The sequence below is a fragment of the Brachyspira pulli genome (assembly GCF_036997785.1).
Lineage (GTDB): Bacteria > Spirochaetota > Brachyspiria > Brachyspirales > Brachyspiraceae > Brachyspira > Brachyspira pulli.
This window is the reverse complement of record NZ_JAWLQI010000024.1, coordinates 1-25,700: the sequence shown is the minus strand read 5'-3', so window position 1 is coordinate 25,700 and position 25,700 is coordinate 1. Positions and strand designations below refer to the sequence as shown.

Annotated in this window: 36 protein-coding genes and 1 tRNA gene; 27 read left to right on the top strand and 10 right to left on the bottom strand. The window is 30.0% G+C overall.

Annotated elements, in window-relative coordinates:
• Nucleotides 1–15: 15 nt before the first annotated feature.
• The 27 genes from rplB to R4K56_RS06975 all read left to right on the top strand — a co-directional run bounded on the left by rplB (nt 16) and on the right by R4K56_RS06975 (nt 14,221).
• Entirely contained in the window at nt 16–852 is an 837-nt protein-coding gene (rplB, locus tag R4K56_RS07105) for a 50S ribosomal protein L2 (RefSeq protein WP_297295837.1), read from the top strand.
• Nucleotides 852–1,121, top strand: coding sequence for a 30S ribosomal protein S19 (gene rpsS, locus R4K56_RS07100; protein ID WP_008723378.1), 270 nt, complete (start codon nt 852–854; stop codon nt 1,119–1,121). Before rplB ends, rpsS begins: the two co-directional genes overlap by 1 nt.
• 11 nt (nt 1,122–1,132) lie before the next feature.
• A complete protein-coding gene (gene rplV / locus R4K56_RS07095) occupies nt 1,133–1,540 on the top strand; it encodes a 50S ribosomal protein L22 (protein ID WP_297295835.1) in 408 nt (135 codons plus the stop codon).
• A 3-nt stretch (nt 1,541–1,543) separates the two neighbouring features.
• A complete protein-coding gene (gene rpsC, locus R4K56_RS07090; RefSeq protein WP_020004613.1) occupies nt 1,544–2,281 on the top strand; it encodes a 30S ribosomal protein S3 in 738 nt (245 codons plus the stop codon).
• Complete coding sequence (gene rplP, locus R4K56_RS07085) at nt 2,281–2,694, top strand: 50S ribosomal protein L16 (RefSeq protein WP_008727113.1); 414 nt, start codon at nt 2,281–2,283, stop codon at nt 2,692–2,694. Before rpsC ends, rplP begins: the two co-directional genes overlap by 1 nt.
• Nucleotides 2,694–2,900: a 50S ribosomal protein L29 gene (gene rpmC / locus R4K56_RS07080; protein ID WP_014933896.1), complete on the top strand. Its 207-nt coding sequence runs from the start codon at nt 2,694–2,696 to the stop codon at nt 2,898–2,900. The genes rplP and rpmC overlap by 1 nt, the downstream gene beginning before the upstream one ends.
• A 12-nt stretch (nt 2,901–2,912) precedes the next feature.
• Nucleotides 2,913–3,272, top strand: coding sequence for a 30S ribosomal protein S17 (gene rpsQ / locus R4K56_RS07075; protein ID WP_418232744.1), 360 nt, complete (start codon nt 2,913–2,915; stop codon nt 3,270–3,272).
• 5 nt (nt 3,273–3,277) lie between these two features.
• On the top strand, nt 3,278–3,646 hold the full coding sequence (gene rplN / locus R4K56_RS07070; protein ID WP_013114308.1) for a 50S ribosomal protein L14: 369 nt from the start codon (nt 3,278–3,280) through the stop codon (nt 3,644–3,646).
• Nucleotide 3,647: 1 nt separating this feature from the next.
• Complete coding sequence (gene rplX / locus R4K56_RS07065) at nt 3,648–3,989, top strand: 50S ribosomal protein L24 (RefSeq protein WP_297295828.1); 342 nt, start codon at nt 3,648–3,650, stop codon at nt 3,987–3,989.
• A gap of 16 nt (nt 3,990–4,005) precedes the next feature.
• Nucleotides 4,006–4,569: a 50S ribosomal protein L5 gene (rplE, locus tag R4K56_RS07060; RefSeq protein WP_297295826.1), complete on the top strand. Its 564-nt coding sequence runs from the start codon at nt 4,006–4,008 to the stop codon at nt 4,567–4,569.
• Nucleotides 4,569–4,754 carry a type Z 30S ribosomal protein S14 gene (locus R4K56_RS07055; RefSeq protein ID WP_008723403.1) on the top strand — a complete coding sequence of 62 codons (186 nt, stop codon included), beginning with the start codon at nt 4,569–4,571 and terminating at the stop codon, nt 4,752–4,754. Before rplE ends, R4K56_RS07055 begins: the two co-directional genes overlap by 1 nt.
• Before the next feature lie 14 nt (nt 4,755–4,768).
• Nucleotides 4,769–5,170 (top strand): 30S ribosomal protein S8, encoded by a 402-nt coding sequence (rpsH, locus tag R4K56_RS07050; RefSeq protein ID WP_335771717.1) that lies wholly within the window; start codon nt 4,769–4,771, stop codon nt 5,168–5,170.
• Nucleotides 5,171–5,191: 21 nt separating this feature from the next.
• Nucleotides 5,192–5,764, top strand: coding sequence for a 50S ribosomal protein L6 (gene rplF / locus R4K56_RS07045; protein ID WP_297295824.1), 573 nt, complete (start codon nt 5,192–5,194; stop codon nt 5,762–5,764).
• A gap of 10 nt (nt 5,765–5,774) precedes the next feature.
• Nucleotides 5,775–6,131, top strand: a complete 357-nt coding sequence (rplR, locus tag R4K56_RS07040) for a 50S ribosomal protein L18 (RefSeq protein WP_297295822.1) — start codon at nt 5,775–5,777, stop codon at nt 6,129–6,131.
• Between the two features lie 11 nt (nt 6,132–6,142).
• Nucleotides 6,143–6,661, top strand: a complete 519-nt coding sequence (rpsE, locus tag R4K56_RS07035; RefSeq protein WP_472264999.1) for a 30S ribosomal protein S5 — start codon at nt 6,143–6,145, stop codon at nt 6,659–6,661.
• Complete coding sequence (gene rpmD, locus R4K56_RS07030; RefSeq protein WP_008723411.1) at nt 6,661–6,840, top strand: 50S ribosomal protein L30; 180 nt, start codon at nt 6,661–6,663, stop codon at nt 6,838–6,840. Before rpsE ends, rpmD begins: the two co-directional genes overlap by 1 nt.
• 10 nt (nt 6,841–6,850) lie before the next feature.
• Nucleotides 6,851–7,339, top strand: coding sequence for a 50S ribosomal protein L15 (gene rplO, locus R4K56_RS07025; RefSeq protein ID WP_335757489.1), 489 nt, complete (start codon nt 6,851–6,853; stop codon nt 7,337–7,339).
• Between the two features lie 11 nt (nt 7,340–7,350).
• Complete coding sequence (secY, locus tag R4K56_RS07020) at nt 7,351–8,691, top strand: preprotein translocase subunit SecY (protein WP_335771718.1); 1,341 nt, start codon at nt 7,351–7,353, stop codon at nt 8,689–8,691.
• 6 nt (nt 8,692–8,697) lie between these two features.
• Entirely contained in the window at nt 8,698–8,916 is a 219-nt protein-coding gene (infA, locus tag R4K56_RS07015) for a translation initiation factor IF-1 (RefSeq protein WP_297295815.1), read from the top strand.
• 24 nt (nt 8,917–8,940) lie between these two features.
• The gene (gene rpmJ / locus R4K56_RS07010; protein WP_008723415.1) at nt 8,941–9,057 is read left to right on the top strand and encodes a 50S ribosomal protein L36; all 117 of its coding nucleotides are present in this window, start codon (nt 8,941–8,943) and stop codon (nt 9,055–9,057) included.
• A 22-nt stretch (nt 9,058–9,079) separates the two neighbouring features.
• Nucleotides 9,080–9,469: a 30S ribosomal protein S13 gene (gene rpsM / locus R4K56_RS07005; RefSeq protein WP_008723417.1), complete on the top strand. Its 390-nt coding sequence runs from the start codon at nt 9,080–9,082 to the stop codon at nt 9,467–9,469.
• A gap of 16 nt (nt 9,470–9,485) precedes the next feature.
• A complete protein-coding gene (gene rpsK, locus R4K56_RS07000) occupies nt 9,486–9,896 on the top strand; it encodes a 30S ribosomal protein S11 (RefSeq protein ID WP_008723418.1) in 411 nt (136 codons plus the stop codon).
• A 39-nt stretch (nt 9,897–9,935) separates the two neighbouring features.
• Nucleotides 9,936–10,562 carry a 30S ribosomal protein S4 gene (rpsD, locus tag R4K56_RS06995; protein ID WP_297295811.1) on the top strand — a complete coding sequence of 209 codons (627 nt, stop codon included), beginning with the start codon at nt 9,936–9,938 and terminating at the stop codon, nt 10,560–10,562.
• Nucleotides 10,563–10,592: 30 nt separating this feature from the next.
• A complete protein-coding gene (locus tag R4K56_RS06990; RefSeq protein WP_335759336.1) occupies nt 10,593–11,567 on the top strand; it encodes a DNA-directed RNA polymerase subunit alpha in 975 nt (324 codons plus the stop codon).
• Between the two features lie 36 nt (nt 11,568–11,603).
• Nucleotides 11,604–11,990, top strand: a complete 387-nt coding sequence (gene rplQ, locus R4K56_RS06985) for a 50S ribosomal protein L17 (protein ID WP_297295807.1) — start codon at nt 11,604–11,606, stop codon at nt 11,988–11,990.
• Nucleotides 11,991–12,125: 135 nt separating this feature from the next.
• A complete protein-coding gene (gene rho / locus R4K56_RS06980) occupies nt 12,126–13,625 on the top strand; it encodes a transcription termination factor Rho (protein ID WP_335771719.1) in 1,500 nt (499 codons plus the stop codon).
• 23 nt (nt 13,626–13,648) lie between these two features.
• Complete coding sequence (locus R4K56_RS06975) at nt 13,649–14,221, top strand: Smr/MutS family protein (protein WP_335771720.1); 573 nt, start codon at nt 13,649–13,651, stop codon at nt 14,219–14,221.
• A 465-nt stretch (nt 14,222–14,686) separates the two neighbouring features.
• Here the strand turns inward: R4K56_RS06975 and R4K56_RS06970 are convergent, their stop codons facing one another.
• The 10 genes from R4K56_RS06970 to coaBC form a co-directional block, all read right to left on the bottom strand.
• Complete coding sequence (locus R4K56_RS06970) at nt 14,687–15,508, bottom strand: hypothetical protein (protein ID WP_335757494.1); 822 nt, start codon at nt 15,506–15,508, stop codon at nt 14,687–14,689.
• Nucleotides 15,505–16,635 carry a lipid-A-disaccharide synthase gene (gene lpxB / locus R4K56_RS06965; RefSeq protein WP_335757495.1) on the bottom strand — a complete coding sequence of 377 codons (1,131 nt, stop codon included), beginning with the start codon at nt 16,633–16,635 and terminating at the stop codon, nt 15,505–15,507. Before lpxB ends, R4K56_RS06970 begins: the two co-directional genes overlap by 4 nt.
• A 21-nt stretch (nt 16,636–16,656) precedes the next feature.
• Nucleotides 16,657–17,451, bottom strand: coding sequence for an acyl-ACP--UDP-N-acetylglucosamine O-acyltransferase (gene lpxA / locus R4K56_RS06960; protein ID WP_335771721.1), 795 nt, complete (start codon nt 17,449–17,451; stop codon nt 16,657–16,659).
• Between the two features lie 27 nt (nt 17,452–17,478).
• On the bottom strand, nt 17,479–17,943 hold the full coding sequence (gene fabZ / locus R4K56_RS06955; protein ID WP_335771722.1) for a 3-hydroxyacyl-ACP dehydratase FabZ: 465 nt from the start codon (nt 17,941–17,943) through the stop codon (nt 17,479–17,481).
• A gap of 329 nt (nt 17,944–18,272) precedes the next feature.
• Nucleotides 18,273–19,460, bottom strand: coding sequence for an iron-containing alcohol dehydrogenase (locus R4K56_RS06950; RefSeq protein WP_335771723.1), 1,188 nt, complete (start codon nt 19,458–19,460; stop codon nt 18,273–18,275).
• 318 nt (nt 19,461–19,778) lie between these two features.
• Nucleotides 19,779–20,813 (bottom strand): N-acetylneuraminate synthase family protein, encoded by a 1,035-nt coding sequence (locus tag R4K56_RS06945; RefSeq protein ID WP_335771724.1) that lies wholly within the window; start codon nt 20,811–20,813, stop codon nt 19,779–19,781.
• Between the two features lie 111 nt (nt 20,814–20,924).
• Nucleotides 20,925–20,997 (bottom strand) — tRNA-Thr (locus tag R4K56_RS06940).
• A gap of 173 nt (nt 20,998–21,170) precedes the next feature.
• Nucleotides 21,171–23,492: an ABC transporter permease gene (locus R4K56_RS06935; protein ID WP_335771725.1), complete on the bottom strand. Its 2,322-nt coding sequence runs from the start codon at nt 23,490–23,492 to the stop codon at nt 21,171–21,173.
• 35 nt (nt 23,493–23,527) lie between these two features.
• Entirely contained in the window at nt 23,528–24,235 is a 708-nt protein-coding gene (locus tag R4K56_RS06930; RefSeq protein ID WP_297296517.1) for an ABC transporter ATP-binding protein, read from the bottom strand.
• A 34-nt stretch (nt 24,236–24,269) separates the two neighbouring features.
• Nucleotides 24,270–25,463: a bifunctional phosphopantothenoylcysteine decarboxylase/phosphopantothenate--cysteine ligase CoaBC gene (gene coaBC / locus R4K56_RS06925; RefSeq protein WP_335771726.1), complete on the bottom strand. Its 1,194-nt coding sequence runs from the start codon at nt 25,461–25,463 to the stop codon at nt 24,270–24,272.
• Nucleotides 25,464–25,700: the final 237 nt, after the last annotated feature.

The window sequence follows — 25,700 nt, the reverse complement described above, 5'->3', positions numbered from 1 at the left end:
TGATGAGGGACACCGATGGCTATAAAGAAATTTAAACCAACAACACCAAGTTTACGCTATCGTACAGTAGTGGACTTTTCGGATATTACAACAAATGAGCCTTGTAAATCATTAGTATGCGGAAAAAAACGTATTAGTGGTCGTGGTTCAAATGGTCGTATAACTATGCGTCGTCGCGGAGGCGGACATAAAAAACTTTTTAGATTCGTGGATTTTAGAAGAGATAAACATGATATAGAAGCTAAAGTAGTTTCTATAGAGTATGATCCTAACAGAACTGCTCGTATAGCACTATTACACTATACAGATGGCGAGAAAAGATACATAATATGGCCATTGGGATTAAATGTAGGCGACAGAGTAGTAAGTGGTGAAAATGCAAAAGTGAAAATTGGTTGTAGTTTACCATTGAAAAAAATTCCATTAGGTACTATAATACATAACATTGAAATAACTCCAGGAAAAGGTGGTCAGCTAGTTAGAGCAGCAGGCGGTGGTGCTCAAATAACAGCAAAATCTGGCGGTTATTGTGTAATAAGACTTCGCTCAGGTGAAGAAAGAAGAATATTAGAAAACTGTTATGCTACTATAGGACAAATTGGCAACTTAGATCATTTCAATACTACAGATGGTAAAGCAGGAACTACTAGACATAAAGGTAGAAGACCAAAAGTAAGAGGTGTTGTAATGAACCCAGTAGATCACCCACACGGTGGTGGTGAAGGTAAAAGTGGACAAGGTAACCCACACCCAGTATCACCAACAGGTGTACCTACTAAAGGATACAAAACTAGGAAAAAGCATAAGTATTCTGATAGATTAATAATCAAAAGAAGAGGGGGTAAGAAGTAATGTCTCGCTCTATTAAGAAAGGACCTTTTGTAGATAAGAATCTCTTTAAGAAGATACAAGCTGGAGATAACAAGCACCAAATAAAAACTTATAGCCGTGCTTCAACAATTATTCCAGAAATGATAGGTTTTACTATAAACGTACATAATGGTAAAACATTTGTAGCAGTTTATATACAAGAAAATATGATAGGTCATAAGCTAGGCGAATTTGCACCAACAAGAAAATTTATATCTCATGCAGGTGCCGCTAAAGTAGGTAAGAAATAAGGATTTAGGCTATGGATTATAAAGTAAAGGTACGTTATTTACGCATTGGTCGTAGAAAAGTAGCAAGATTACTTCCATTTGTAAAAGGCGAATATGTAAATCATGCTATATCTAATCTTGCAACAATGCCACAGATGTCATCAGTAGTTCTAAGAAAGGCTATTAAAAGTGGAATAGCTAATGCTATATTCCAATCAAGAAATATCAATCCAGATACATTATGGGTAAAAACTGCTTATGTAGATAAAGCACCAACTTTAAAACGTATACGTGCTGCAAGCAGAGGTAGTGCTGACCCTATATTGAGAAGACTTTCACATATAACTATAGTATTAAGTGATGATAAAAAACCTGAAAAGAAAAAATTAAAAGCTAAGAGTGCTAAAAAAGAAGAAGCACCTAAAGCAGCGGAGGTATAAACTATGGGTCAAAAGGTTAGTCCAATAGGCTTAAGACTCGGAATTAACAAAACTTGGTCTAGTAAATGGTTTGAAGATAGCAGAACTTATGCAGACAGTTTGCATGAAGATTTATCTATCAGACGCTATATAATGAATTATTATTATAAAACATTAAAAGAAGAACAAAAGAAAATTGGTGGAAAAAAAGAGTCTTTTGACCCTGCTATATCTGACATACAAATAGTACGTTTCCCAGATAGAATTAATATTTTCATCTCTACTGCAAGAGCAGGAGTTGTAATAGGTCCAAAAGGTCAGAGAGTTGAAACTGTGAAAACAGCAGTACAAAAGATGGTAAAAAAACCAGTTCATTTCTCTATTACAGAAATTAGAGATGCTGAGTTAGATGCTACTTTGGCAGCTCAAAGCGTAGCACGTCAATTAGAAATGCGTGTTGCTTTCAGAAGAGCTATGAAAAGCGTTATAACTCAAGCTATGAAGAAAGGTGCTAAAGGAATAAAAGTTATGTGTTCTGGTCGTTTAGCAGGTGCTGATATTGCTAGAACAGAACAATATAAAAATGGTTCAGTACCATTACATACATTAAGAGCTAATATAGATTATGGCACTGCAGAGGCACTCACTACATTTGGTATTATAGGAATAAAAGTGTGGATCTATAAGGGTGAAATTCTTGATAAGAAAGAGCATAAGCAAGATGATGCTGGTAAAGTTATCAGTGCCAAAGGAGATAGATAATGTTACAACCATCAAGAATGAAATATCGTAAACATCATAGAGGCAGAATGAAAGGTAAATCTAAGAGAGGCAGTAACTTGACTTTCGGAGATTACGGTTTAATGGCATTAGAGCCTGTATGGTTAACTGATAGACAAATTGAGGCTGCACGTATTGCTATATCAAGACATGTTAAACGTGTAGGTAAAATGTGGATAAAAGTATTTCCAGATAAGCCTTATACTAAAAAGCCTGCTGAAACTAGAATGGGTAAAGGTAAAGGTAACGTTGAATATTGGGTAGCTGTAGTTAAACCTGGAAAAGTAATATTTGAAATAGCAGGTGTTCCAGAAGAGTTAGCTCAATCAGCTTTTAGATTGGCTGGTTTCAAGCTTCCTATAAAAACTAAGTTCATTAAGAGGGAGGCTATATAATGGCTAAAAACAATAAAGATTATAAGTCATTAGGTTTAGAAGAGCTTAAAGGTGAACTTCTAAAATTAGAAAAAGAATATCAAGAGCATAGATTTGAAAAAGTAGTTGGTGATGCTAGACAAACACATCAATTAAAGAAAGCTCGTAAAGATATAGCCAGAGTTAAGACATTTATTCGTCAATATGAACTTGGTATAAAAAAATAGTGAGGTATTACTGTGGATAGCAAAGCAAAAAAATATAAAAGAGTACTTGAGGGAATTGTAGTTTCTGATAAAATGGATAAAACTATAGTTGTAAAAGTAGAAAGCAAGCAGAAACACCCACTCTATGGTAAAACTATTAGTAAAAATAAACGCTATAAAGCTCATGACGAAAAAAATGAATGCCATGAAGGCGATTTAGTAAGAGTAGTAGAGTGCAGACCTCTTAGTAAAGATAAAAAATTTAGATTAACAAAAATAATCAAGAAAGCAGAGCGTATAGAAAAAGATTCTATAGATAGCGATGTAGAAAGCGTATTAAAACGTGAAAAACATGCTCCAGAAGCAGCAGTTTCACAGGTTGAAGGAGAGTAATAACTATGATACAAGTACCAAGTACTCTTAATGTAGCCGACAACACAGGCGTGAAAAAGTTAAAATGTATTAAGGTATTAGGAGGAAGTAGACGTAGATATGCTACTTTAGGAGATGTTATAGTTTGTTCTGTAACAGATATAATACCTACTTGCTCTATAGAAAAAGGTAAAGTAGTAAAAGCTGTAATAGTAAGAGTAAAAAAAGAAGTTAGACGTCCAGACGGTTCATACATACGTTTTGATGAAAATGCTGCTGTTATAGTTGATGATAAAAAAGAGCCTCGCGGTAAACGTATATTTGGACCAGTAGCACGTGAGCTTAGAGATAGAGGCTTTATGAAGATAGTATCACTTGCACCAGAGGTAATATAATATGATAAAGAAACAAGATTTAAGTAAGACAAAATACAAAGTAAGAAAAGGCGATACTGTTGAGGTAATAGCTGGAGAACAAAGCGGAGAACGTGGCGAAGTATTGTCTATAGATAGAGCAAGAGGCAGAGTTCTAGTAAAGAACATCAATATGATTAAAAAAACTATGCCAAAAAGCCAAGAGAATCAAAAAGGCGGTATAGTAGAGAAAGAAGCTTCAATACATATATCCAATGTAATGGTTGTAGGTAAAAACGGAAAAGCTGTTAGAATTGGAAGAAAAGAAGTTAATGGTAAAATGAAAAGATATGCCAAAAAATCGGGCGAAGTTCTTGATAAGTAAGTAGGAGTAATAAATTATGTCAGTATTGAAAGATAGGTATGAAAACGAAATTAAACAGTCTCTACTAAAAGATATGAATTTAAGCTCTACAATGGCTATTCCTAAAATTGAGAAAATAATAATCAATATGGGAGTAACTCAAGCAGTAACAGATAAAAAATATGTTGATTCTGCTGTAGAAGAACTTACCCAAATAGCAGGACAGAGAGCTGTTGTAACAAGAGCTAAAAAGTCTATAGCTAACTTCAAATTAAGACAAGGTATGCCTATAGGTTGTAGAGTAACTTTAAGAGGTGAAAGAATGTATGACTTCTTAGAGAGATTAATATTCATAGCATTACCAAGAGTAAGAGACTTCCAAGGTATTCCTAGAAGAGGATTTGATGGTAAAGGTAACTATAACTTGGGAATAAAAGAACATACAATATTCCCAGAAATAAGTTTCGATAAAACAGACGCTGTAAAAGGCTTAAATATAACAATAGTAACTACTGCAGATAATGACGAAATGGCTCGCACTTTATTAGAAAGAGTTGGTTTGCCATTCCGTGCAGCACCTAAAAGTCAGGAGAATAAATAATGGCTAGATTGGCACTTAAAGTTAAAGCTACAAAAAAACAAAAATATAAAACAAGACAGTATAATCGTTGCCCTATATGTGGTAGACCAAGAGCTTATATAAGACAGTACAAGATGTGCAGAATATGTTTTAGAGATTTAGCAAATAAAGGTTTAATACCAGGCGTAACTAAGTCTAGTTGGTAATTAAGGAGAGTATAATGAGTGTACATGATCCAATAGCAGATGGTTTAACTATAATAAGAAATGGATGTAGAGCAAAAAAAGAAGCTGTTACTATACCTTTTTCTACAAAAATGGAAAATATACTTGCAATTTTGAAGAAAGAAGGATATATTAATGACTTCAAGAAAGTAGAAGTAAAAGATAAAAATTTCTTCCGCATAGAGATAGACTTAAAATATTATGAGGGAAGTTCAGTAATAGAAGGCATTCAAAGAGTATCAACTCCAGGTTTAAGAGTTTATACCTCAGTAGACACTATACCTCAAGTAAAAAATGGTTTTGGTATATCTGTTATATCTACAAGCAAAGGTGTAATGACAGATAAAGAAGCTAGAAAAGAAAAAGTTGGCGGCGAAGTTTTATGCTACGTTTGGTAATAAATTAAGAGGGTATTAATAATGAGTAGATTATCTAATAAACCTATCGCGATACCTCAAGGCGTTGAAGTAAAAGTAGACGGACACAAAGTAATCGTAAAAGGTAAAAGAGGGGAGTTGACAAGAGAGTTTTTTGATTATATAATACTTGAACTTGAAAATAATTCTCTTTGGGTTAAACCTCCTAAGATTGAAAGTACTGACGAGAAAGCTATTAAAGAAAATAAAGCTAAATATTCTGCACAATTAGGTTTGGTGTGGAAACTTATTTCTAATATGATAGAAGGTGTTACTACTGGATATAAAAAGGTTTTACAATTAGAAGGTACAGGTTACCGTTCTAATGTACAAGGTGATACTATAACATTACAATTAGGTTTTTCTAGCGATGTGAAAATGAAAATACCAGAAGGTGTTAAAGTAACAGTAGAGAAAGACACAAAGATCATTATTGAAGGTAATGATAAAGAACAAGTAGGCGAGCTTGCTATGAATATCAAAAAGAAAAGACCAGTTGAGCCTTATAAAGGTAAAGGTGTTAGATTTGATGGCGAGCATGTAAAAATGAAAGAAAGTAAAAAAGCTGCTAAGTAAGGGGTAAGCTATGGGTTTAAGAGAAAAAATTAAAGCTCAACGTGAAAGAAGAAAGAGAAGTATACGTATAAAAATCGAGGGAAGTTCTGAGCGTCCTAGACTTACAGTTCATAAGAGTCTTAAATATGTATCTGCTCAAATAATAGATGATAGTAAAGGTATAACTTTAGTATCAGCATCTTCTCAAGAAAAAGAATTAAAAAGTGGTAAGAATGTTGATATAGCTAGAGAAATAGGTAAAGTTTTAGCTACTAGAGCAAAAGAAAAAAATATTAATGAAGTTGTATTCGATAGAAACGGCTATATATATCATGGAAAAATAAAATCCTTAGCTGACGGTGCTCGTGAAGCAGGATTGAAATTTTAAGGAGTATGACCTTGGCACACGATATAAATAACAACGAAGAAAAAAGTATGTATGAAGAACGTCTTATAACTTTGAACAGAGTTGCAAAAGTTATGAAAGGTGGAAGACGTTTTAGATTTGCCGCTTTAATGGTTTTAGGTGATAAGAATGGTCATGTTGGTTTAGGTTATGGTAAAGCAAACGAAGTACCAGATGCTATAAGAAAAGCTATAGAACAAGCTAAGAAAAACATGATAGAAGTAAACTTAAAAGGTGAAACTATACCCCATAATACAGTTGGCGTATTCAGAAGCAGCAGAATAGTTATGAAACCAGCTTCTAAAGGTACTGGAGTTATTTCAGGCGGTCCTGCACGTGCAGTATTAGAATTAGCTGGAGTAAAAAATATTCTTTCTAAATCTTTAGGTAATAACAATTCTATGAACTTAGCTAAAGCTACTTTTGAAGGTTTAAAATCTTTAAAAACAGTTGAATATATGGCTAACAAAAGAGGAATTAGTATAGACCAGATTTATGGGAGGGCAGAATAATGGCTAAAGTTGTAATAACATTAGTTAAATCTCCTATAGGCTATGAAAAGTCTCAAAGAGATACTGTTGTAGCTTTAGGTTTCAAAAAGGGTAAAAGAGTTGTAGAACATGAAGCAACTCCTCAAATAAATGGAATGATAAATAAAATATCACACCTTCTTAAAGTTGAGTATAAGTGAGGGCTAGGAAATGGCACAAGAAAATACAAAAATATTAAGAGCTCCTAAAGGATCAAGCAAAAAACGTCACAGAGTAGGACGCGGTCAAGGTTCTGGTTGGGGTTGTACTGCAGGTAGAGGTGATAAAGGTGCACAATCTCGTGCTGGTTACAGCAGAAGAGCAGGTTTTGAAGGTGGACAAATGCCTTTACATAGAAGAATCCCAAAAAGCGGATTCACTAATGCAGCTTTCAAAAAATGTGTAAATGTTATCAATGTTGGAGATTTAGATTCAATTGGTAATGAAATAAGCAGAGATACTTTACTAAAATTAGGATTTTTATCATCTAAGAGAGATTATATAAAACTTCTTTCTATGGGTGAAGTAAAAAATGCTGTTACTATAACAGTTGATATGGCTAGTAAAAAAGCTATAGAAAAGATTGAAAAATCTGGCGGTAAAGTTATAATACATGAACGCAAAAAATATATTAGAAAGAAAGAAGATAAAAAGTCTTAAGGTAAACTATAATGTTGAAATCATTAACTAATATATTTAAGGTACAAGAATTAAGAAGTAGAATCCTATTTACTATTGTTGCTATATTAGTTTACAGAATAGGTAGTCATATTCCAACACCTGGTATAGATCCATCAGCATTATTGGGTTTCTTATCTTCATCACAAGGTGGTGGAGGTCTTTTAACTATTATGGATCTATTTTCCGGTGGTGCTTTATTTAGATTTTCTATATTAGCACTTGGTATCATGCCTTATATTTCTGCTTCCATTATTATGCAGCTTCTTGGTGTAGTTATACCTGCACTTGAAAGAATGCAAAAAGAAGGTGAAAGCGGTCGTAAAAAGATAAATCAGTATGTTAGATATCTAACACTTGTTCTTTGTGTAATACAATCTGCAGCTATGGCTAGTTGGATACAGAGTATAAATGAAGGTGCTATGATATTTATGAATCCTGGAATAGGATTTATATTATTAGTAGTTGTAACAGCTACTGCTGGTACCATGTTCTTGATGTGGCTAGGTGACCAAATTACAGAACGCGGCCTTGGTAACGGTATATCTGTTATAATTTTTGCTGGTATCGTTGCTCGTATTCCTGCTGGTGTTTATGATGTTATACAAAAAAGAGAAAGCGAATATTTAAATTCTTTAGTTATAGTTCTTTTCTTCATTATTTTCGCAATAGTAATCTTTTGTGTAGTTTATGAGGAAAGCGGACAGAGAAGAATTCCAGTACAATATGCTAAGCGTGTGGTTGGTAGAAAAGTATTCGGAGCTCAATCTACTCATATACCTTTCAAAATCAATCCATCAGGCGTTATACCTATAATATTTGCTTCTGCTCTAATGGCAATCCCTGCTCAAATAGCTAGTTTAACTAGAGGTGTTCAGTGGAGATGGTTAGATGCTTTACTTAGATTTTTCTCTTATGGCAGCTGGGCATATATTATTCTATATTGTCTTTTAGTTATAATGTTTGCTTATGTTTATACATCAGTACAGTTCAATCCTGATGATATAGCTGAGAATCTTAAGAAATCAGGCGGTTTTATACCAGGTTACAGACCAGGTACACAGACAGCGGAATATCTTAAAATAGTATTAAGCAGAATAACTATAGGTGGTTCCATATTCTTGGCAGCTATAGCAGTATTCCCTGATTTAATGTCTAAGATTCCTATATTTGCTCCTTTTAGAGGTACAAATAATTCGCTTGTTTATTTAATGGGTGGAACTTCAGTAATGATTAGTGTAAGTGTTGCTGTTGAGTTATTGAAACAAATAGAATCATATTTACAAATGCATAACTATGATGGCATATTAAAGAAATCTAAAGTTAGAAGGTAAACAAAAATGGCTGAGAGAGAAACTATAGAGATAGAGGGTACAGTAGTTGAACCTCTACCAAATGCTACTTTTAAAGTAGAGCTTGACAATGGTCATAAGATATTGGCACATATATCAGGTAAAATGCGTATGAATTTCATTCGTATACTTCCTGGTGATAAGGTAACTATAGAAATGTCTCCCTATGATTTGACAAAGGGTAGAATAATTTATCGTTATAAGTAATAAATTAAATGGAGATTAGTTACAATGAAAGTAAAAAGTTCTATAAAAAAACGCTGTAATGACTGTCAGATAGTTAAAAGAAAAGGCGTAGTTAGAGTTATATGTAAGAAAAACCCAAGACATAAACAAAAACAGAAGTAATTAATTTAAGGAGATAATTAATATGGCACGCTTAATGGGTGTTGAAATTAGAAACAATAAAAGAATAGAAATAGCCCTTACCGACATATATGGTATAGGTCGCACTCTTGCTCATGTTATTTGTGATAAAGCTAATATAGATTATTCTATCAAAGCTAAAGATTTAACAGACGCACAAATTACAGCTTTAAGAGATGCTATAGAAGCCACTACTAAAGTAGAAGGTGATTTACGTACAGAGCTTTATAATAACATAAAGCGTTTAAAAGACATTCACTCATATCGTGGAATGCGTCATATTAAGAGGCTTCCTGTACATGGTCAGCGTACTCGCACTAACTCACGTAATGCTAGAGGTGGTGGAGCTAGAAAAGCAATAGCTGGTAAGAAAAAAGCACCAGGTAAAAAATAATTAATGGGGGATAATAGTGGCTACTCAAAAAGGTAAAAAAACTCTAAAAGATAAAAAAATTAAAAAAGATAGAAAAGTTGAAGCTTTTGGTATAGTACATATAAAGGCTAGCTTTAATAATACAATAGTTACTATAACAGATAGAAATGGAGATACTTTATCTTGGGCTAGTGCAGGTTTAGATGGAGATTACAAAAGTAGTAAGAAATCTACACCTTTTGCTGCACAAGTTGCTAGTGAAAAAGCATCTAAAAAAGCTTATGAGATGGGTGTTAGAGAAGTAGAAGTTTATGTAAAAGGTCCAGGTATGGGTAGAGAAAGTTCTATCAGAGCAGTTGAAGCTTCTGGACTTAAAGTAAAACTTATTAAGGACGTTACTCCAATGCCTCATAACGGTTGCCGTCCTAGAAAAAGAAGAAGAATATAATTTTTGTATTTAAGTTGTATTAAATAGGAGATAAATAATATGGCAAGATATAGAGATGCTAGTTGTAGATTATGTCGTCGTGAAAAAACTAAACTTATGTTAAAAGGTGAAAGATGTCTTACTGCTAAATGTGCTATAACAAAAAAAAGAGATGTACCAGGTCCTAGTAACCGTAAAATGAAACAGTTATCAGAATATGGTATTCAGATGAGAGAAAAACAAAAAGTTAAACGTATTTATGGCGTTTTAGAAAAACAATTTAGAAATTATTATCATGAAGCTATTCGTGTAGCTGGTGTATCTGGTGAAAACTTACTTAGATTATTAGAATTACGTTTGGATAATGTTGTTTATAGACTTGGTCTTGCTAAAAGCAGAAATCAAGCTAGACAATTCGTAGCTCATGGTTTTATATCAGTAAATGGAAAAAGAATGACAGTTCCTTCATACTGTGTTAAAGTTGGTGATAAAGTTTCTATTACTGAAAGAGGTAATGCAGTAGCTGAGGTAAAAACTATTATAGAAGGTTTAAAAAGTGAATATGTTCCTGCTTGGTTAAGTTTAGATCTTTCTAATAAAACAGGTGAAATAGTTACTTTACCTATAAGAGAGCATATAGAGTATCCTATCAATGAACAGCTCATCATTGAGTACTATTCTAAGTAATGGAACTCTTTTATAAGAGGTATTATAAGAATGGCATTAAAAGAAATATTAGAATCTATTAGACATCCTCATAGAGTTACTTTTGAAAAGAAAGATTTAACTCCTACTTATGGTAAGTTTATTGCTCAGCCTTTTGAAAGAGGATATGCAGTTACAGTTGGTAATGCTTTAAGAAGAGTGTTGTTGTCTTCTATACCTGGTTATGCTATCACTGCTATTAAAATAGAAGGTGTTAGTAACGAATTTGAAAATGTACCTGGTATGAAAGAAGATACTATAGTTATGATTATGCATCTTAAAAATGTAGTAGTTTCTCTTCCTCCTCATTTGGATACTAAAACTATTCATATGAGAAAAGAAGGTCCTTGCACTATCACTGCTGGTGATTTGGTTGCAGATGATGCTGAAGCTCAAGTTCATAATCCAGACTATTATATAGCTACAATTGCTGAAGGTTACACTTTTGAAATGGATATTCAGATTGAGGGTGGATATAGTTATGTACCTGCTGAAATGAATGATGAATTGAGAGAAGATATTAATGCTATAGTTATTGATGCTATATACTCTCCTATTTTAAATGTTAAATATAATGTTGAACCTGTAAGAGTTGGACAACGTATAGATTATGGAAAACTTACTCTTGAAATAGAAACTAAGGGTAATGTGGCTCCTGAAAAAGCTTTGTCTCAGGCTGCTAAAATTTTAAGAGAAAATCTTAAACATTTTATGGACCCTGAAGAAGCTAATGGTGATGATGAAAAAATCGAAGAAACTCCTAAAGATTCTGTACTTGATTCTCTTAAGGGTAAACATATTGAAGAAGTAGAATTCTCTGTTAGAACTGCTAATTTCTTAATGGCTTCAGATTTGAAAACTTTGGATAAAATTGCTGTTAAAAGTGAGGCTAATTTGAATAGACTTGCTGGTGCTAATGAAATGATCATTGAGGAAATTAAAGAAAAACTTGCAGAGTTCGGTGCTCATCTTGGTATGAGAGGATAATATTAAAAAGTTAATAAACTTTTAAGGATAGGTAATATGAGACATAGAGTTACAGTTAAAAAATTTAATAGAACAAGTGCACATAAAAAAGCTATGCTTTCTAATATGCTTACTTCTCTTTTTAAATATGAAAAAATAGAAACTACTAAAGAAAAAGGTAGAGCTATTAAACAATTAGCTGATAAAATTATTTATAAAGCTAAAGTTGATAATGTTCATAATAGAAGAATGGTTGCTAAGTATGTTAAAGATAGAACTATACTTACTAAACTTTTCAAAGATATAGCTCCTAGATATGCTAATAAAAATGGCGGTTATGTAAGAAAAATTTTATCATATAAAAGATTCGGTGATGCTGCTGATATGTGTGTAGTTATGCTTTGCGAATCTGATAGCTCTTCTGTAAAAACTGAAAATAAATAATAATTAAACAAAAATAAACAAATCGGTTTATAAATCTAATATAAGCAAATTTTATTATATAAATAGTATCTTATGTGTGGTTATAGCGAATACTCGCTATAACTTTACATGAGTATTGTTTATGGAGGAATTATTATGCCTTTTCCAACAAAAAAACGTGTGAAAGTATCTAATGAAAATGAGGAAATTGAAACAGCTCCTGCTCAGGTGAAAAAAGTTGTGAGAAAAAGAGTGATAAAGCAGGTTGTTGCTGACTCTAATGAAGAAAATACAAATAATTCAGAAATTATACAGGAAAAAGAAGAACTTGATAAAGAAATTGAGACTAATGATGAAGTAAAAGAAGTTAAAAGACCTCATGATGTTCTTTATATTACTAAATTAAGTTGTTTGACTTTTGAAGAACTTTTAGAATTTGCTGAATCTTATGGTATTAAAAAAGATGCAAATAATAATATCAGACGTCAAGAGCTTATGCATGCTATATTGAAAGCTCAAATAGCTATGGAAGGTAAAATAGTTGCTGAAGGTACTTTAGAAACTTTGCAAGATGGTTTTGGATTTTTAAGATCTCAGAATAGTAATTATTTAGTTGGACCTGATGATATATATATTTCTCCTGCTCAAATTAGACTATTTGGACTTAGAACAGGTGATATTATTAGAGGTGAGGTGAGACCTCCTAAAGATAATGCTGGTGAAAAGTTTTTTGCTTTACTTAGAATAGAAAGTGTTAATGGTGAGGAACCTAATAATCTGTATAAAAGACCTCATTTCGATAAATTGACTCCTATTTTCCCTAATGAACGTATTGATTTGGAATTTTTACCTAATAAAATTTCTACTCGTATCATTAATTTAGTTTCTCCTATTGGTAAAGGTCAAAGAGGTTTGATTGTTGCACCTCCTAAAGCTGGTAAAACTATGATGCTTCAGGAAATTGCTAATGCTATTTGTAAAAATTATCCTGATATTAAATTATTCATACTTCTTATAGATGAACGTCCTGAAGAAGTTACTGATATGAAAAGACAAGTACCAGAGGCTGAAGTTGTAGCTTCTACTTTTGATGAAACTCCTGATAAGCATTGTCAGGTTTCTGAAATGGTATTAGAAAAAGCTAAACGTTTGGTAGAAAATAAACATGATGTTGTTATAATATTAGATTCTATTACAAGACTTTCAAGAGCTTATAACTTGGTTGTACCTGCAAGCGGTAAGGTATTAACAGGCGGTGTTGATTCTAATGCTTTGCATAAACCAAAAAGATTCTTCGGTGCAGCTCGTAATATTGAAGAAGGCGGTTCTCTTACTATTATTGCTTCTGCTTTGGTTGATACTGGCAGTAAAATGGACGATTATATTTATGAAGAGTTCAAAGGTACTGGTAATATGGAACTTCATTTAGATAGAAAACTTGCTAATAGAAGACTTTTCCCTGCTATTGATATTGATTCTTCTTCTACTAGAAGGGAAGATTTACTTCTTACTGAAGAAGAAAAGAATAAAATGTGGGCTTTAAGAAAATACATGCAGTCTCAGGGTATAGATGAGGATCAATTAATAGAAACTGTTATTGATAAAATGAATTCTACTAAGGACAATGCTGAGTTTTTAAAATTATTAAACTCTTAATTTATTGTTAGGATTTTATCAATATGTCGAAAAACTCTGAAGAAGAAGATAGAAAACTATTTGAGTTTTATTTAGAACATGGATATTTTCCTAATGATTTTAAAAGTTCAAAAAAAGATATAAAAAAAGAAAATATTCAAAAAATTGATAATAAAGAAATTGAAATAAAAAAAGAATCTGCTAATAATGATTTTGTTATTAGTGAAGAAGATAGAAATATGTTTTTAAGTGCAATTGAAAATCTCGATTGCACTAATCATTCTAAAAAATCTATTCAAGATAGAAAAATTAATATCAAATTTAAACCTAATATAAAAAATGTTATTCCAAAAGACAGACTTGATTTACATGGACTTACAAGTGATAGGGCATTGATAGAAGTTAAACATTTTATTTATGAATGTAAAAAGAATAGAGTAAGTCCTATTTTAATAATACATGGTAAAGGATTTGGAAGTGAAAACAGAATACCGGTATTAAAAAATCTAGTAGAGTATTATTTAGCAACAGAGGGAAAACATTATATAAAATATGCTGCTGATGCTCCTATACATCTTGGCGGAAGCGGAGCAAAAATAATTTTCTTGAATATATAGTTTTTAATTATATCTACTTACCGCACGCAGAATATAGCCAAAAACATAAATTTATTTTGAATTCAAATTCAATTATATTTTAAATTTTGTTTATCGTGCGTTAAATGCGTTTTTCATCTAATCAGCACTTGGGTGGGTGTTAAAATTTCTAATTAAGCCATAAAGATAATAAAAATAAACATTCAAAATATTATACTAAATATAAAAGGGTGGGATTTAGAATAAAGTTTTAAAATTTAAATTACATTTGCCCGCCCTTTAGGCTTTCTATTTTCTATGATATTATAATAATATTTTTCTTTTTTATTTTAACTGTTATTTTAGCTGCCCACCCAAAATTTTTTTTAATTTATTATCTACTTACCGCAAGCAGAATAAAACTAAAAACATAAATTTATTTTGAATTCAAATTCAATTATATTTTAAATTTTGTTTACCGTGCGTTTAAATCAATTATAAATCTAATTAATATTTGTTATGGTAAGTTATAAAACTAAATTCCTTTTTAATTGGAAGTATTAACCTTGAATGGGTTTTATGATTTTCATCATATATTTTTAAATGATTATGCGGTTCCAAATTTTGATTGAAAAGTCTTAAATCGCATAAAGCAAGTCCAAATCCTGCACTTTCACTGTTATCTAATTGTTCAGTGAAAAATTTTTCTACTAAATCATTATTATAATATTCTTTAAAAGTTAATCTTTTTGAATCTATTCTTGTTCTGCTTATCATTGTAAGAGGAGCATCATTAATTATTTCAAAATAAAGATCATTTTTATTTATTCTTGATATTAATTTGATAGTTAATTTGTTTCTCATATCATTATTATTTAATAATTGAGAATATTTTTTTTCATCTATTTCTATATTATTGTCAATATCTTTTATTAAATTATTTTCTAATTTGATGTATTCTTTTAATTTATTTTTAGTATCATCGTCTTTTAGTATATTAGAATATTCACTCATTATGTCATAATCATTAAAATATTCTTCATTTTCTATTTGACTTGTAAAATTAGGAAATTTTTCTTTTAATATTTTTATAGTAATGATATGTAAATACCTTGCTTTAATTGCATTGGAGATAAGTTCCATTATGATATATACAGCATCATTTGTATATTTATCTATATTATATTTTTTTAATATTTCTTCTACTATAAAAATAATTTTTTGTTTAGTAATATTATCAAGCCATATAATATTAAATTTTACAGGTTCTTTTTTATGATTTTTAATGTATTTTAATATATCTTCTATACTACTCTGGGCATCTATCATGATTTAATAATCTCTTTAGCTATACGTTCTAATACATTTTTTTCACCTAATGTATCTCTTACTCTAAGCAAATTAGTACTTACCTTTTTGTAATATTCTTTATCTGTTAAATATTTCATTATATAACTTGTAATAGCATTAGGGTTGCAGTCATTTTGTAATAATTCAGGAGCAGCTTCTTCATTAAGTAAAACATTAGGCATACCAACATATTTTATATTAGTAAGCAATTTTCCAAGGAAGAAAGTAATATGTGATATTTTATAGCATATTACCATAGGTTTTCCATAACAAGCAGCTAAAAGACTAGCAGTACCGCTTGACATAATTAAAGCATCAGAATAAGAATATACATAATCTTTATTATCACCATTCAATAAAGAATATGATACCCCTTCTAATATATTTTTGTAATTATCAATAATTTTTTTTATAGGTTCTGTATATTCCGGATATGCTATAGGTATAACAAATCTTATATTTGAAGAAAGCATATCATTAAGCATTTTCATAGCTTTAATAAATACAGGAGCCAATTTTGTTATTTCCTGATGTCTGCTTCCAAATAATACCCCAACAGTATAATCTTTTGGAGGCATATCCAATTTTGGAATTTCTCTATCATAATCTAAATCTGCGAACGGATGTCCGCTATACATTACATCACAGCCGTATTTTTTATATACCTCATAATCGAATAAGAAAGGTGTTATAATTTTTTTAGCTGAAAGTAATTTTTTAGCATTCCAAGCTCCCCATATACCAACATGAGGAGGAAAATAATACATATATGGTATATTATTAGCTTTACAATATTTAGCCAATAATAAATTAACGCCTTGATTATCTACTAAAAGCATTATATCAACTTTATTCTTTTTGAGATAATCTTGTAATATGTTGAAAGCACCTAATTTTTTGAAAGCATAAACCGGATTAGCCCCTTCAAATATTCCCATAGTAGATAATGTTGACATATCAGATAATATATTAACATTGGCTTTTTGCATTTCAACTCCGCCAAAGCCGTCTAATATTATAGAGGAGTCTAATTCCTTTATCTTTTTTGCCAATAAGGCACCTTGAATGTCGCCTGATACTTCGCCAGTAGCTATAAATATTCTCATAAGTTATTTTTTATAATTTGATTACACAGTTTTTCTAGGTGTAATTCCTCTTTTTGCCTTGGATATAAACTCTACTATATTTTTAGCTATTTCATTTAATGAATTGTCATTTAAATATGTATCTAAAAACTCTTGTTTAGTTTTATTCCAATTATACCATAAATCATAAGCTTCTTCTGCTTGAGATATTTGTTCAGATGTGAAACCAGCACGTCTCATACCAACTAAATTAAGTTTATAAACAATAGCCTCTCCAGCATGAGCAGTTAAAGCATAAGGTAATATATCTCTGCCAACAGCAGACATACCGCTTATCATAGCGTACTGTCCTATAGCACAGAATTGATGTACTACACAGTTACCAGATATAAAAGCACCTTTTTCTGCTCTTACATGTCCAGCTACTAAAGCCCCATTACATATTATAACATTATCTTGTATTTCGCAGTCATGGGCAACATGTCCTGTAGCCATTATATAACAGTTATTTCTTATAATAGTTTTAGCATTTTCTTTAGAAGCTCTATGTAAATTAGCAAATTCTCTAATTTCGTTATTGTCACCGATTTCAAGAAAACTTACTGTTTTTCTATCAAAATGTATATCCTGAGGTAAATTTCCTATTACTGCATGATCATGTATAATATTATTTTTACCTATAGTTGTATATTCTTTTATAACAGAATGAGCTCCAATAGTTGTATTTTCACCTATAGAAACTTCACCTTCTATAATTGCATAAGGTCCTATTTGAACATTATCAGCTATTTTAGCAGATTCTGAAATAATCGCAGTTTTATGTATATTATTTGGCATTTATTTTCCTTATTTTGTTAAAGCTAATTATTTTTCTATTTTCATAGCCTCTTTATCTACTAAGAACAATCCTAAATCTCCAGAACAAGCTAATTTGCCGTCAACTTTTACTTCTCCATGAGTTTTAAACAATGTTCCATTAAAAGCATCTACTGTTACATACATATCCATTACATCACCAGGTATAACAGGATTTTTAAATTTAACATTATCTATTTTAGCAAAGAACATGAATTTTTTTCCAAGTTCTTCAGGTTTTAATAATTTTGTATAGCAGTAAATACCAGAAGTTTGAGCTAATGCTTCAATCATTAAAACACCTGGCATGATAGGACTTTCAGGAAAATGTCCAGTAAATTGAGGTTCATTAAAAGTTACATTTTTTATTGCATGTATTTGTCCATCTTCGATACTTTCTACTTTATCCACAAGTAAGAAAGGATATCTATGAGGTAATAATTCCATTATTTTAGTTATATTAATTTTATCCATTATATAATCAATCCTTATATTAGTTTTTATTAAAAAAACAAATTTATAAAAAAATTATACCATATAACGGTAAAGTTACAAGCATAAAAATATATTATAAGTAGTATTATTATTTTAGATGAATGAAAGTGAATAGGAGATAAGTATTATAGTTATTGAAGATTAGAAAATTATAGAAAGTAAATAATTTATATATTTTATAATTGTATTTACTTTCAGATACAGAGAATAAACTATAATTTTATAGGCATTTTTGATGTATATTAAAATTATAGTTTTTCTCTGTTAATAATTCTGATAAAGTTTATAAAATTAAATATATAAATTTTTTATACATTAGCCATTTTGAAAATATTATAAACATCTTCTCTATTTAAAGCCCTAAAATGTTTAAACTCTAATTTACCGTCTTTGATGCATCTTCTTGTTAAATCCTCTAAAACTTCTTCGCTTTGTATTCCTACTCCTAATTCTGTAAAGTTGGTAGGCATATTTATTTGTTTGAAATATTCTATAGTTTTTTCTATTCCTTTGAGTCCTGTATCATCATCAATTCCCCAAACATTTTTTGAGTATTGAATGAATCTTTCTTTTTTGTCTTTTAGACAGTATTTAGCCCAAGATCCCCACATCACAGAAAGGCTTGCTCCATGTGCTGCATTAAATTTTGCACTTAATTCATGACCAAATTTATGAACTATAAAGTCAGCAGAAAGTCCAAGTCCTGTTAAAGTGTTATGCGATAAACTTCCGCACCACATAAGCTCGCTCATAGCATCATAATTAGTTTTATCTTTCATAGCTACTAAACCATTTTTTATAATAGTTCTTAAAATAGCTTCAGCAATAGCATCTGTTGTTTGATTATTGTCGCCGTTTACTGAGTTTTCGCTGTCTCCGAAATATCTGTCAAATGTATGCATAAGCATGTCAACTATTCCGCATGCTACTTGATAATATGGCAAAGTAAAAGTTAAGCAAGGATTCATTATGGCAAATTTAGGACGGTTAAATTCCGTAGGAAAGCCTCTTTTATCAATTGTTTCTTCGTTAGTGAGTACAGAAGAATTGCTTGTCTCGCTTCCTGCAGCTGCTATTGTGAGTATGCATCCTATAGGAAGGCTTTTTTCTAAAGTTTTTGTTTTAGTCCAAAATTCCCATATATCAGTATCTGGATTAGCTGCTCCATGTGCTATAGCTTTGGCAGTATCAATAGCACTTCCTCCTCCTATGCCAAGTATAAAGTCTGCTTTGAAATCTATTGCTTTTTTTACTCCTTCTCTGGCATGTGATAGGGTAGGGTTGGCAATGGCTCCTCCAAATAATTGATATTCTATATTTTCTTTTTTTAATATATTTTCTATCTTTTCTAATAATCCGCTTTCTTTTACGCTTTTTGTACCATAAACTATGAATACTTTTTTACCGCCGAAGTTTTTTATTTCTTTTGCTGTATTTTCTTCAGCGTCTTTTCCAAATATTACTTTTGTAGGGTTGTTGTATATAAAGCTTTGCATTTATTTTATCCTTAATGATTATTATTTTTTATTATTGAATTTATTTAATTATTCTATAATGCAAGTTACTTTTATTCAATAAAAAATTATTTACATACCCCGCCCTTTAAAATTTTTGGATTGTATTTAAAGTTTTAATTTTTTATTCTTTAAAGCAAAAATTGAAAAAGCACACCCACCCAAGCGGAGATTAGGTTTAAAATAAAAATAACGCACGCTGAACGAAACTATTTAATTTTATTCGATTATATAATTTAATAAATAAAAAGTTTATAGCTTCGTTTAACGTGCGTTAACAAAAATTTATATATAATAGGATTATTTCTTTAAGTCTTTGAAACTTAAAGCAGTGTATGATTTCTTATCCACTTTTAAAGTTTTTCCTATAACTTTCCTATAGTCTTTAGCAGGTATTCCTACACAAGGTCTTAAAGTAATGATATCTTTTTCTGTAATGATTTCACCTTTAAGCATAGCATGATTAAGATAAACGCCTCTTTTAGCATATACAAGTTCTTTCTTTTCTTGTTTGCTTAAAATATGTTCTTTCTTTTCAGCTGAAGCACCGCCAAGCATTGTTAAAGTATTATTTATAGATGTTACTAAATTGGACATTCCTTCAGTATCTAAACTTAAAATATGATCACCGCTTTCTTTTTCAGGAGTAATAGTGAAATGCTTCTCTATTATTTTAGCCCCTAAAGTAAGAGCTATAATAGGAGCTTCTATTCCTATAGTATGATCTGAATAACCTATTATGCAATTTTTAAATGTTTTTTTCATTACAGGTATTCTGTTTAATCTAGCATTTTCCATAGGAGTAGGATATTCAACAGAACAATGTAATAAAGCCACTTCATTATTTTTTAATATCTGTAATGCATTTTTGATGTCTTTATTAAGAGCCAAACCAGCAGAAAGTATTACAGGCTTTTTTGTCTTAGCAATAGCATCAAGAAGCGGTATATTATCTATATCGCAAGAAGCTATTTTTATAACAGGTATATCATAAAAATTTATGTCATTAACTGATTCTACAGAAAAAGGTGTGGTTATAAACATTATATTATTTTTTTTAGCTTCTTTTATTAGAGGTTCATACCATTCTTTTTTTAATATTATATTATCAACTCCATCAAGAGCATCTTCTTTTAATTTTAATATTTTAGTATATTCTTTTGGAGCAAATAAAGTTTTTTGTGTGAAGCTTTGAAATTTGATAGCATCAGCTTTAGCTTTTGCTGCCTCTTTAACCATTTGTATAGCCATTTCTAAACTGCCTTCATGATTACAGCCAGCTTCAGCTATTAAAAAATATCCTTTTTTACTTATTAAATCTTTTAATTTGATCATATTATTCATTTCCTAACAAAACAATTCAATATATTATCGAAATAGAATAATTAAATAATTAGTATTTTTGAAATAAAATAGGTAGGAAAAAAGTTATGCAAAAAAAAAATGAGCTGGTGATGGGACTTGAACCCGCAACCGGCTGATTACAAATCAGCTGCTCTGCCAATTGAGCTACACCAGCGAATTGATTGTTATTATACTACAACTATAAAAAATGTCAATAGATAAAAAATATTTTTTCGTTTTTTTATTAATTTTTTTGAAATTATTTATATGCTTCTGTATATAAAAAGAGCCTGACAATTATCAGACTCTTTTCATTATTTTTAATTATTATTTATTTTTCTATTAAAATTATTCTTCTCTGTCTTTTAATCCTTCAACCATATCAAGTTTATTTATATAATGCGTACTCATAATAGAAACTAAAAGTATTACAGCTATAAGAAGTACTATAGCAAGAAAATAACTTGAATTGTATACATGAGGTACAAAAGAGAATAACTTGCTTGAGAATGGTTTTTTTACCAAATACAATATTCCATAACCGGCAGCTATACCTAATGGAATTGCTACTATAACTTGTGTAATAGTTTCTTTTAATGAAGCTATCATAATCTCTTTAGTTGTATATCCCATAACTTTAAGAAGTGTGAATTCGTATCTTCTAGTAGCAAGTGTAATAACTCCAACCCCGTAAAGAGATGTAGCACCAAGTAAGAATGCTATAAATATAAGTATTTGTACAAGTAAATATATTGTAGCTATTTGATTTTTATATGCTTCATATTCATCATTTCTAAAACTGTAATATGATACTTCTTTTGTTTTATCTAATATATCTTTTACTTCTTCTCTTGAAACATCATCTTTTGTTTTTAAAAATAAATTGTTATAAGTATCTTTAACATCAAATGTTTTTTCAGCAAATTCTTTATCCATATAGATATAGAACATTCCCTGCTGATCAACAAATTGAGTAACCTTTACTCTTCTTGAAATACTATTTCCTATTGTATATAATTCTATTCCTATATAATCATTTTCTTTAACATTTAATTTCTCTGCTAAATATTTTGGTATCATTACAGAGTCTTCTTTGTTTGGATTATTTGGTATATCAAGAGATGAGAAACTGTCTTTATATATTAGAGTAGGTATATATAAACTCTCTCCTTCATCTTTGAAAGCAGGATATATTCTTGATTGATAAATAGCAGCTTTATCAAAATATTGTATGCTTGAATTAGTTAATATATCAGCGTTATCTTCCCATTTAGTAGGATTTACTGTTGCAGTTACATCATATAAAGCAAATTTCTCATATAAAGTATACAAGAAATAATCAAATGAATTATTGAATCCCTGAGCAAATATAGTCATACTAATAGCAGCAAACATACCCCAAAGAGAGGCTAAATATCTTGTTTTGCTTCTTGATGCATTTTTTATTGCATATCTTGTATTGAAAGATAATTTATTCCATAATTTGAATTTTTCTATAAATGTTTTTCCAGCACCTTTAGGAGGTTCTCCTCTCATTGATTGAGCAGGATTCAATTTTAATATTGATACTGCAGCTAAAAGATTAGAGAATATACATACAAATAATATTATTAAAGCTGATATTATCCATAAATCTATATAAATATTGTATGTAAAATTAGGCATATCAAATATATTTCCAAGAGCATTAAATATAGGAGGAAGTAAGAATTTACTTGCTATAAATGCTAAAAGTATACCAAAGAATGATACCAAGAAAGAATATTTAATATACATAAACATTATAGAAAAATCTGTCAAACCTATAGCCTTCATTATACCTATTTGTTTTCTTTCAACAGCAACATTTCTCCTTTGTATGATGTACAAAAGAAGTATTGCCATAAGAAGAAGTATAGAAGGACAAATATATGAGAATGAATCTATTTGAAGCAATGTTTGTTCATAGTTTACGTAATTAACTGATTGTTCTCTGTCTGTGAAAAAGAATATTTTTTGTTTTAATTTAGTTCTTATTAAATTTTCAGTATTATTTTTATTAACATCTTCTTTATATTTTACATATATAGAATTGTAAGGCACATATTTAAAATGTTCCTCATTTACTTCTATAACAGCAAAATCTTTAGCTTCAGAAGCAGTACTAGCTCCGTCTTTAAACAAAAATACATAATTAGGATATGAAACTAAAGCCACTATAGTAAATGAATTAGTTTTATCATTAAAACTTAATTCTACAGTATCGCCTAATTTTAAAGAATTGGCATCTGCAAAATTTTTGTTAATAGCTATTTCATTAGTTTCTAAATCGTATTTTCCTTCATATAGATACGGTTTGTTAATTCTATTTTCTGAATTATCAGTTCCATATATGATAGCATCAATATTATCTATTTTACCTTGGAATCTATGTTTGGCTTCAACTTTATCAATGCCGTTCATATCTTCTAATACTTTAATATCATTTGTATCAAACATTCCAAATAATACTAAATCATCTAAAACATTTTCTTCAAAATAGTTTTCAGCAGCTAATTTGAAATCTCTATACACTGTTTTTACAGCAACAAAGAAAAGTACAGCCAAAGTTACTATAAATACAGCTGACATAAATATTGCAAGTTGTTTATTTATTTTTCTAAATAAAAGTTTAGTTTTTATGTTTATCATGATAGATTATTTATCCATTTTATTATAATAGTTTTTTACCACTCTATATCTTCAGGATTTAGAGGGTTCTCTACATCATATCTGTCTAATACTTCACCGCTAAGTATTTTAACTACAGTATCAGCCATTTTAGCTATTTCTTTACTATGGGTTATTAATACTATGCTTGTACCAAAATTTCTATTTAAATCTCTTAATATTTTCAAAGCCATAACACCAGTTTTATTATCCAATGCTCCAGTAGGCTCATCGCATAATACAACTTTAGGTTTTTTAGCTATAGCACGTGCAATACTTACACGCTGCTGCTCTCCTCCTGATAATTCAGTAGGGTAGTGTTTAATTCTGTTTTCAAGTCCTAATAATTTTAGAGCTTCCTCTGCATTGCTGCGTGAAAGTCCTGTTATCTCTGTTGAAAACTCTACATTTTCAATAGCAGTCAAATTTGGAAGTAAATTATAACTTTGGAAAACGAAACCTATATTTTCTCTTCTGAATTTTGCTAATTTTTTGTTGCTGTAATGAGAAATATCTTCTCCTAAAAATAATACCTGTCCGCTTGTAGGTTTATCCAAAGCACCCAAAATATTGAGCAATGTACTTTTACCGGAACCGCTAGGTCCTAATATTGCAGTAAGTTTTCCTTCTTCTATTGTAAGATTAACTGATTTTAATGCCTGAGTGGCACCGCCTCCATGTCCATATACTTTGCTTATTTCTTTTATTTCATAAAGATAACTCATTATATAAAATCCCGTAAATATTATTTATTAACCTTTATAGCTGCTGTTTGTTTTTCCATTCTTCAACAGCTATGCTTACAATCTCTTTTGCACATTCTTTTTTACTTAAGATAGGATATGATTTATATCTGCCGTCTCTAAAGAAAATAGTTATTTTATTAGTATCCTTTCCAATAGCATCTTTTATCTTATTTGCTACTATCATATCTGCATTTTTTCTATTCATCTTATCAACAGCATAATTTTTTAATTCATCATCAGTTTCTGCAGTTTCAGCTGCAAAAGATACTATTAATGTACCTTTTTTCTTTTTGTCTTTTGTAGATGCTAGTATATCATCATTTTCAATTAATTCTATACTATTTAAATTTTGTTTTTTTACCTTTTTATCATAAGATACTGCTGGTCTGAAATCTAAAGGAGCTGCTGCCATTATAAGTATATCTGTGTTATCTAATTCATTTAATACAGCTTCCTGTAATTGTTTTGTAGTATCTACTTTTATTTTCTTATCATTTGAATGTATATTTAAATTAGTATTTACTTCCCCCTCTATATATGTAGATATTCCGCCGTTTGAAGCTATTTCTTCATATATAGAAGCCCCCATTTTCCCGCTTGAATTATTAGTGATATATCTTATAGGGTCTATCCATTCTTTAGTAGCCCCTGAAGTTATTGTAAATTTGATATTTTGATATTTATTATCATTGCTTGTAATTTTTTTAATTATTGTTTCAAGTTCCGCTAATCTTCCTACCCCTTTATCATTACATGCCATATTTCCGCTTTCTGGTTCTATTAATTCATACTCAAGTTCTTCTATCATGTATTTTACATTTTTTTGAGTAGCTTTATTAAGCCACATATGAGTATTCATAGCCGGAGCGAAATATTTCTTTTTAGTATAGGCACAAGCTATTGTACTTATGGCATCATCGCATATACCATTAGCTATTTTACCTATAATATTAGCATCAGCGGGAGCTATTAATAATATATCAGTTTCTTTATTTATATTTATATGTCTTAGAACATCATCTTCCTGCCATATATCAGTTATAACATGATTGCTGCTCATTGTTTCCAATGCTTTTACGCCAACCATATTTTGTGCATTTTTGGTGACAGCACAAATAATTTCATGTCCTTGTTTTTTTAACATACTCACTAACATTGGTGTTTTGTATGCTGATATTGAGCTTGTAACAGCAAGCAAAATTCTCATAGTCTGTATATAACTTTAATTGTTCCCTTTACAAAATTTAATATTCTATAATTATATACTACTATAAATAAAAAAATAGTCTATATATTTTTTGATTTTTTATATATCTTTTTACACAAAATTTTTAAAAAAAGTATTTTTAAAAAAATAAAAACGAATATATACATTTTTATTAATTTTAATTAAAACTTTTAATGCTTATTATAGAAAAAAATATATGAGTTTATGCTTTATTTT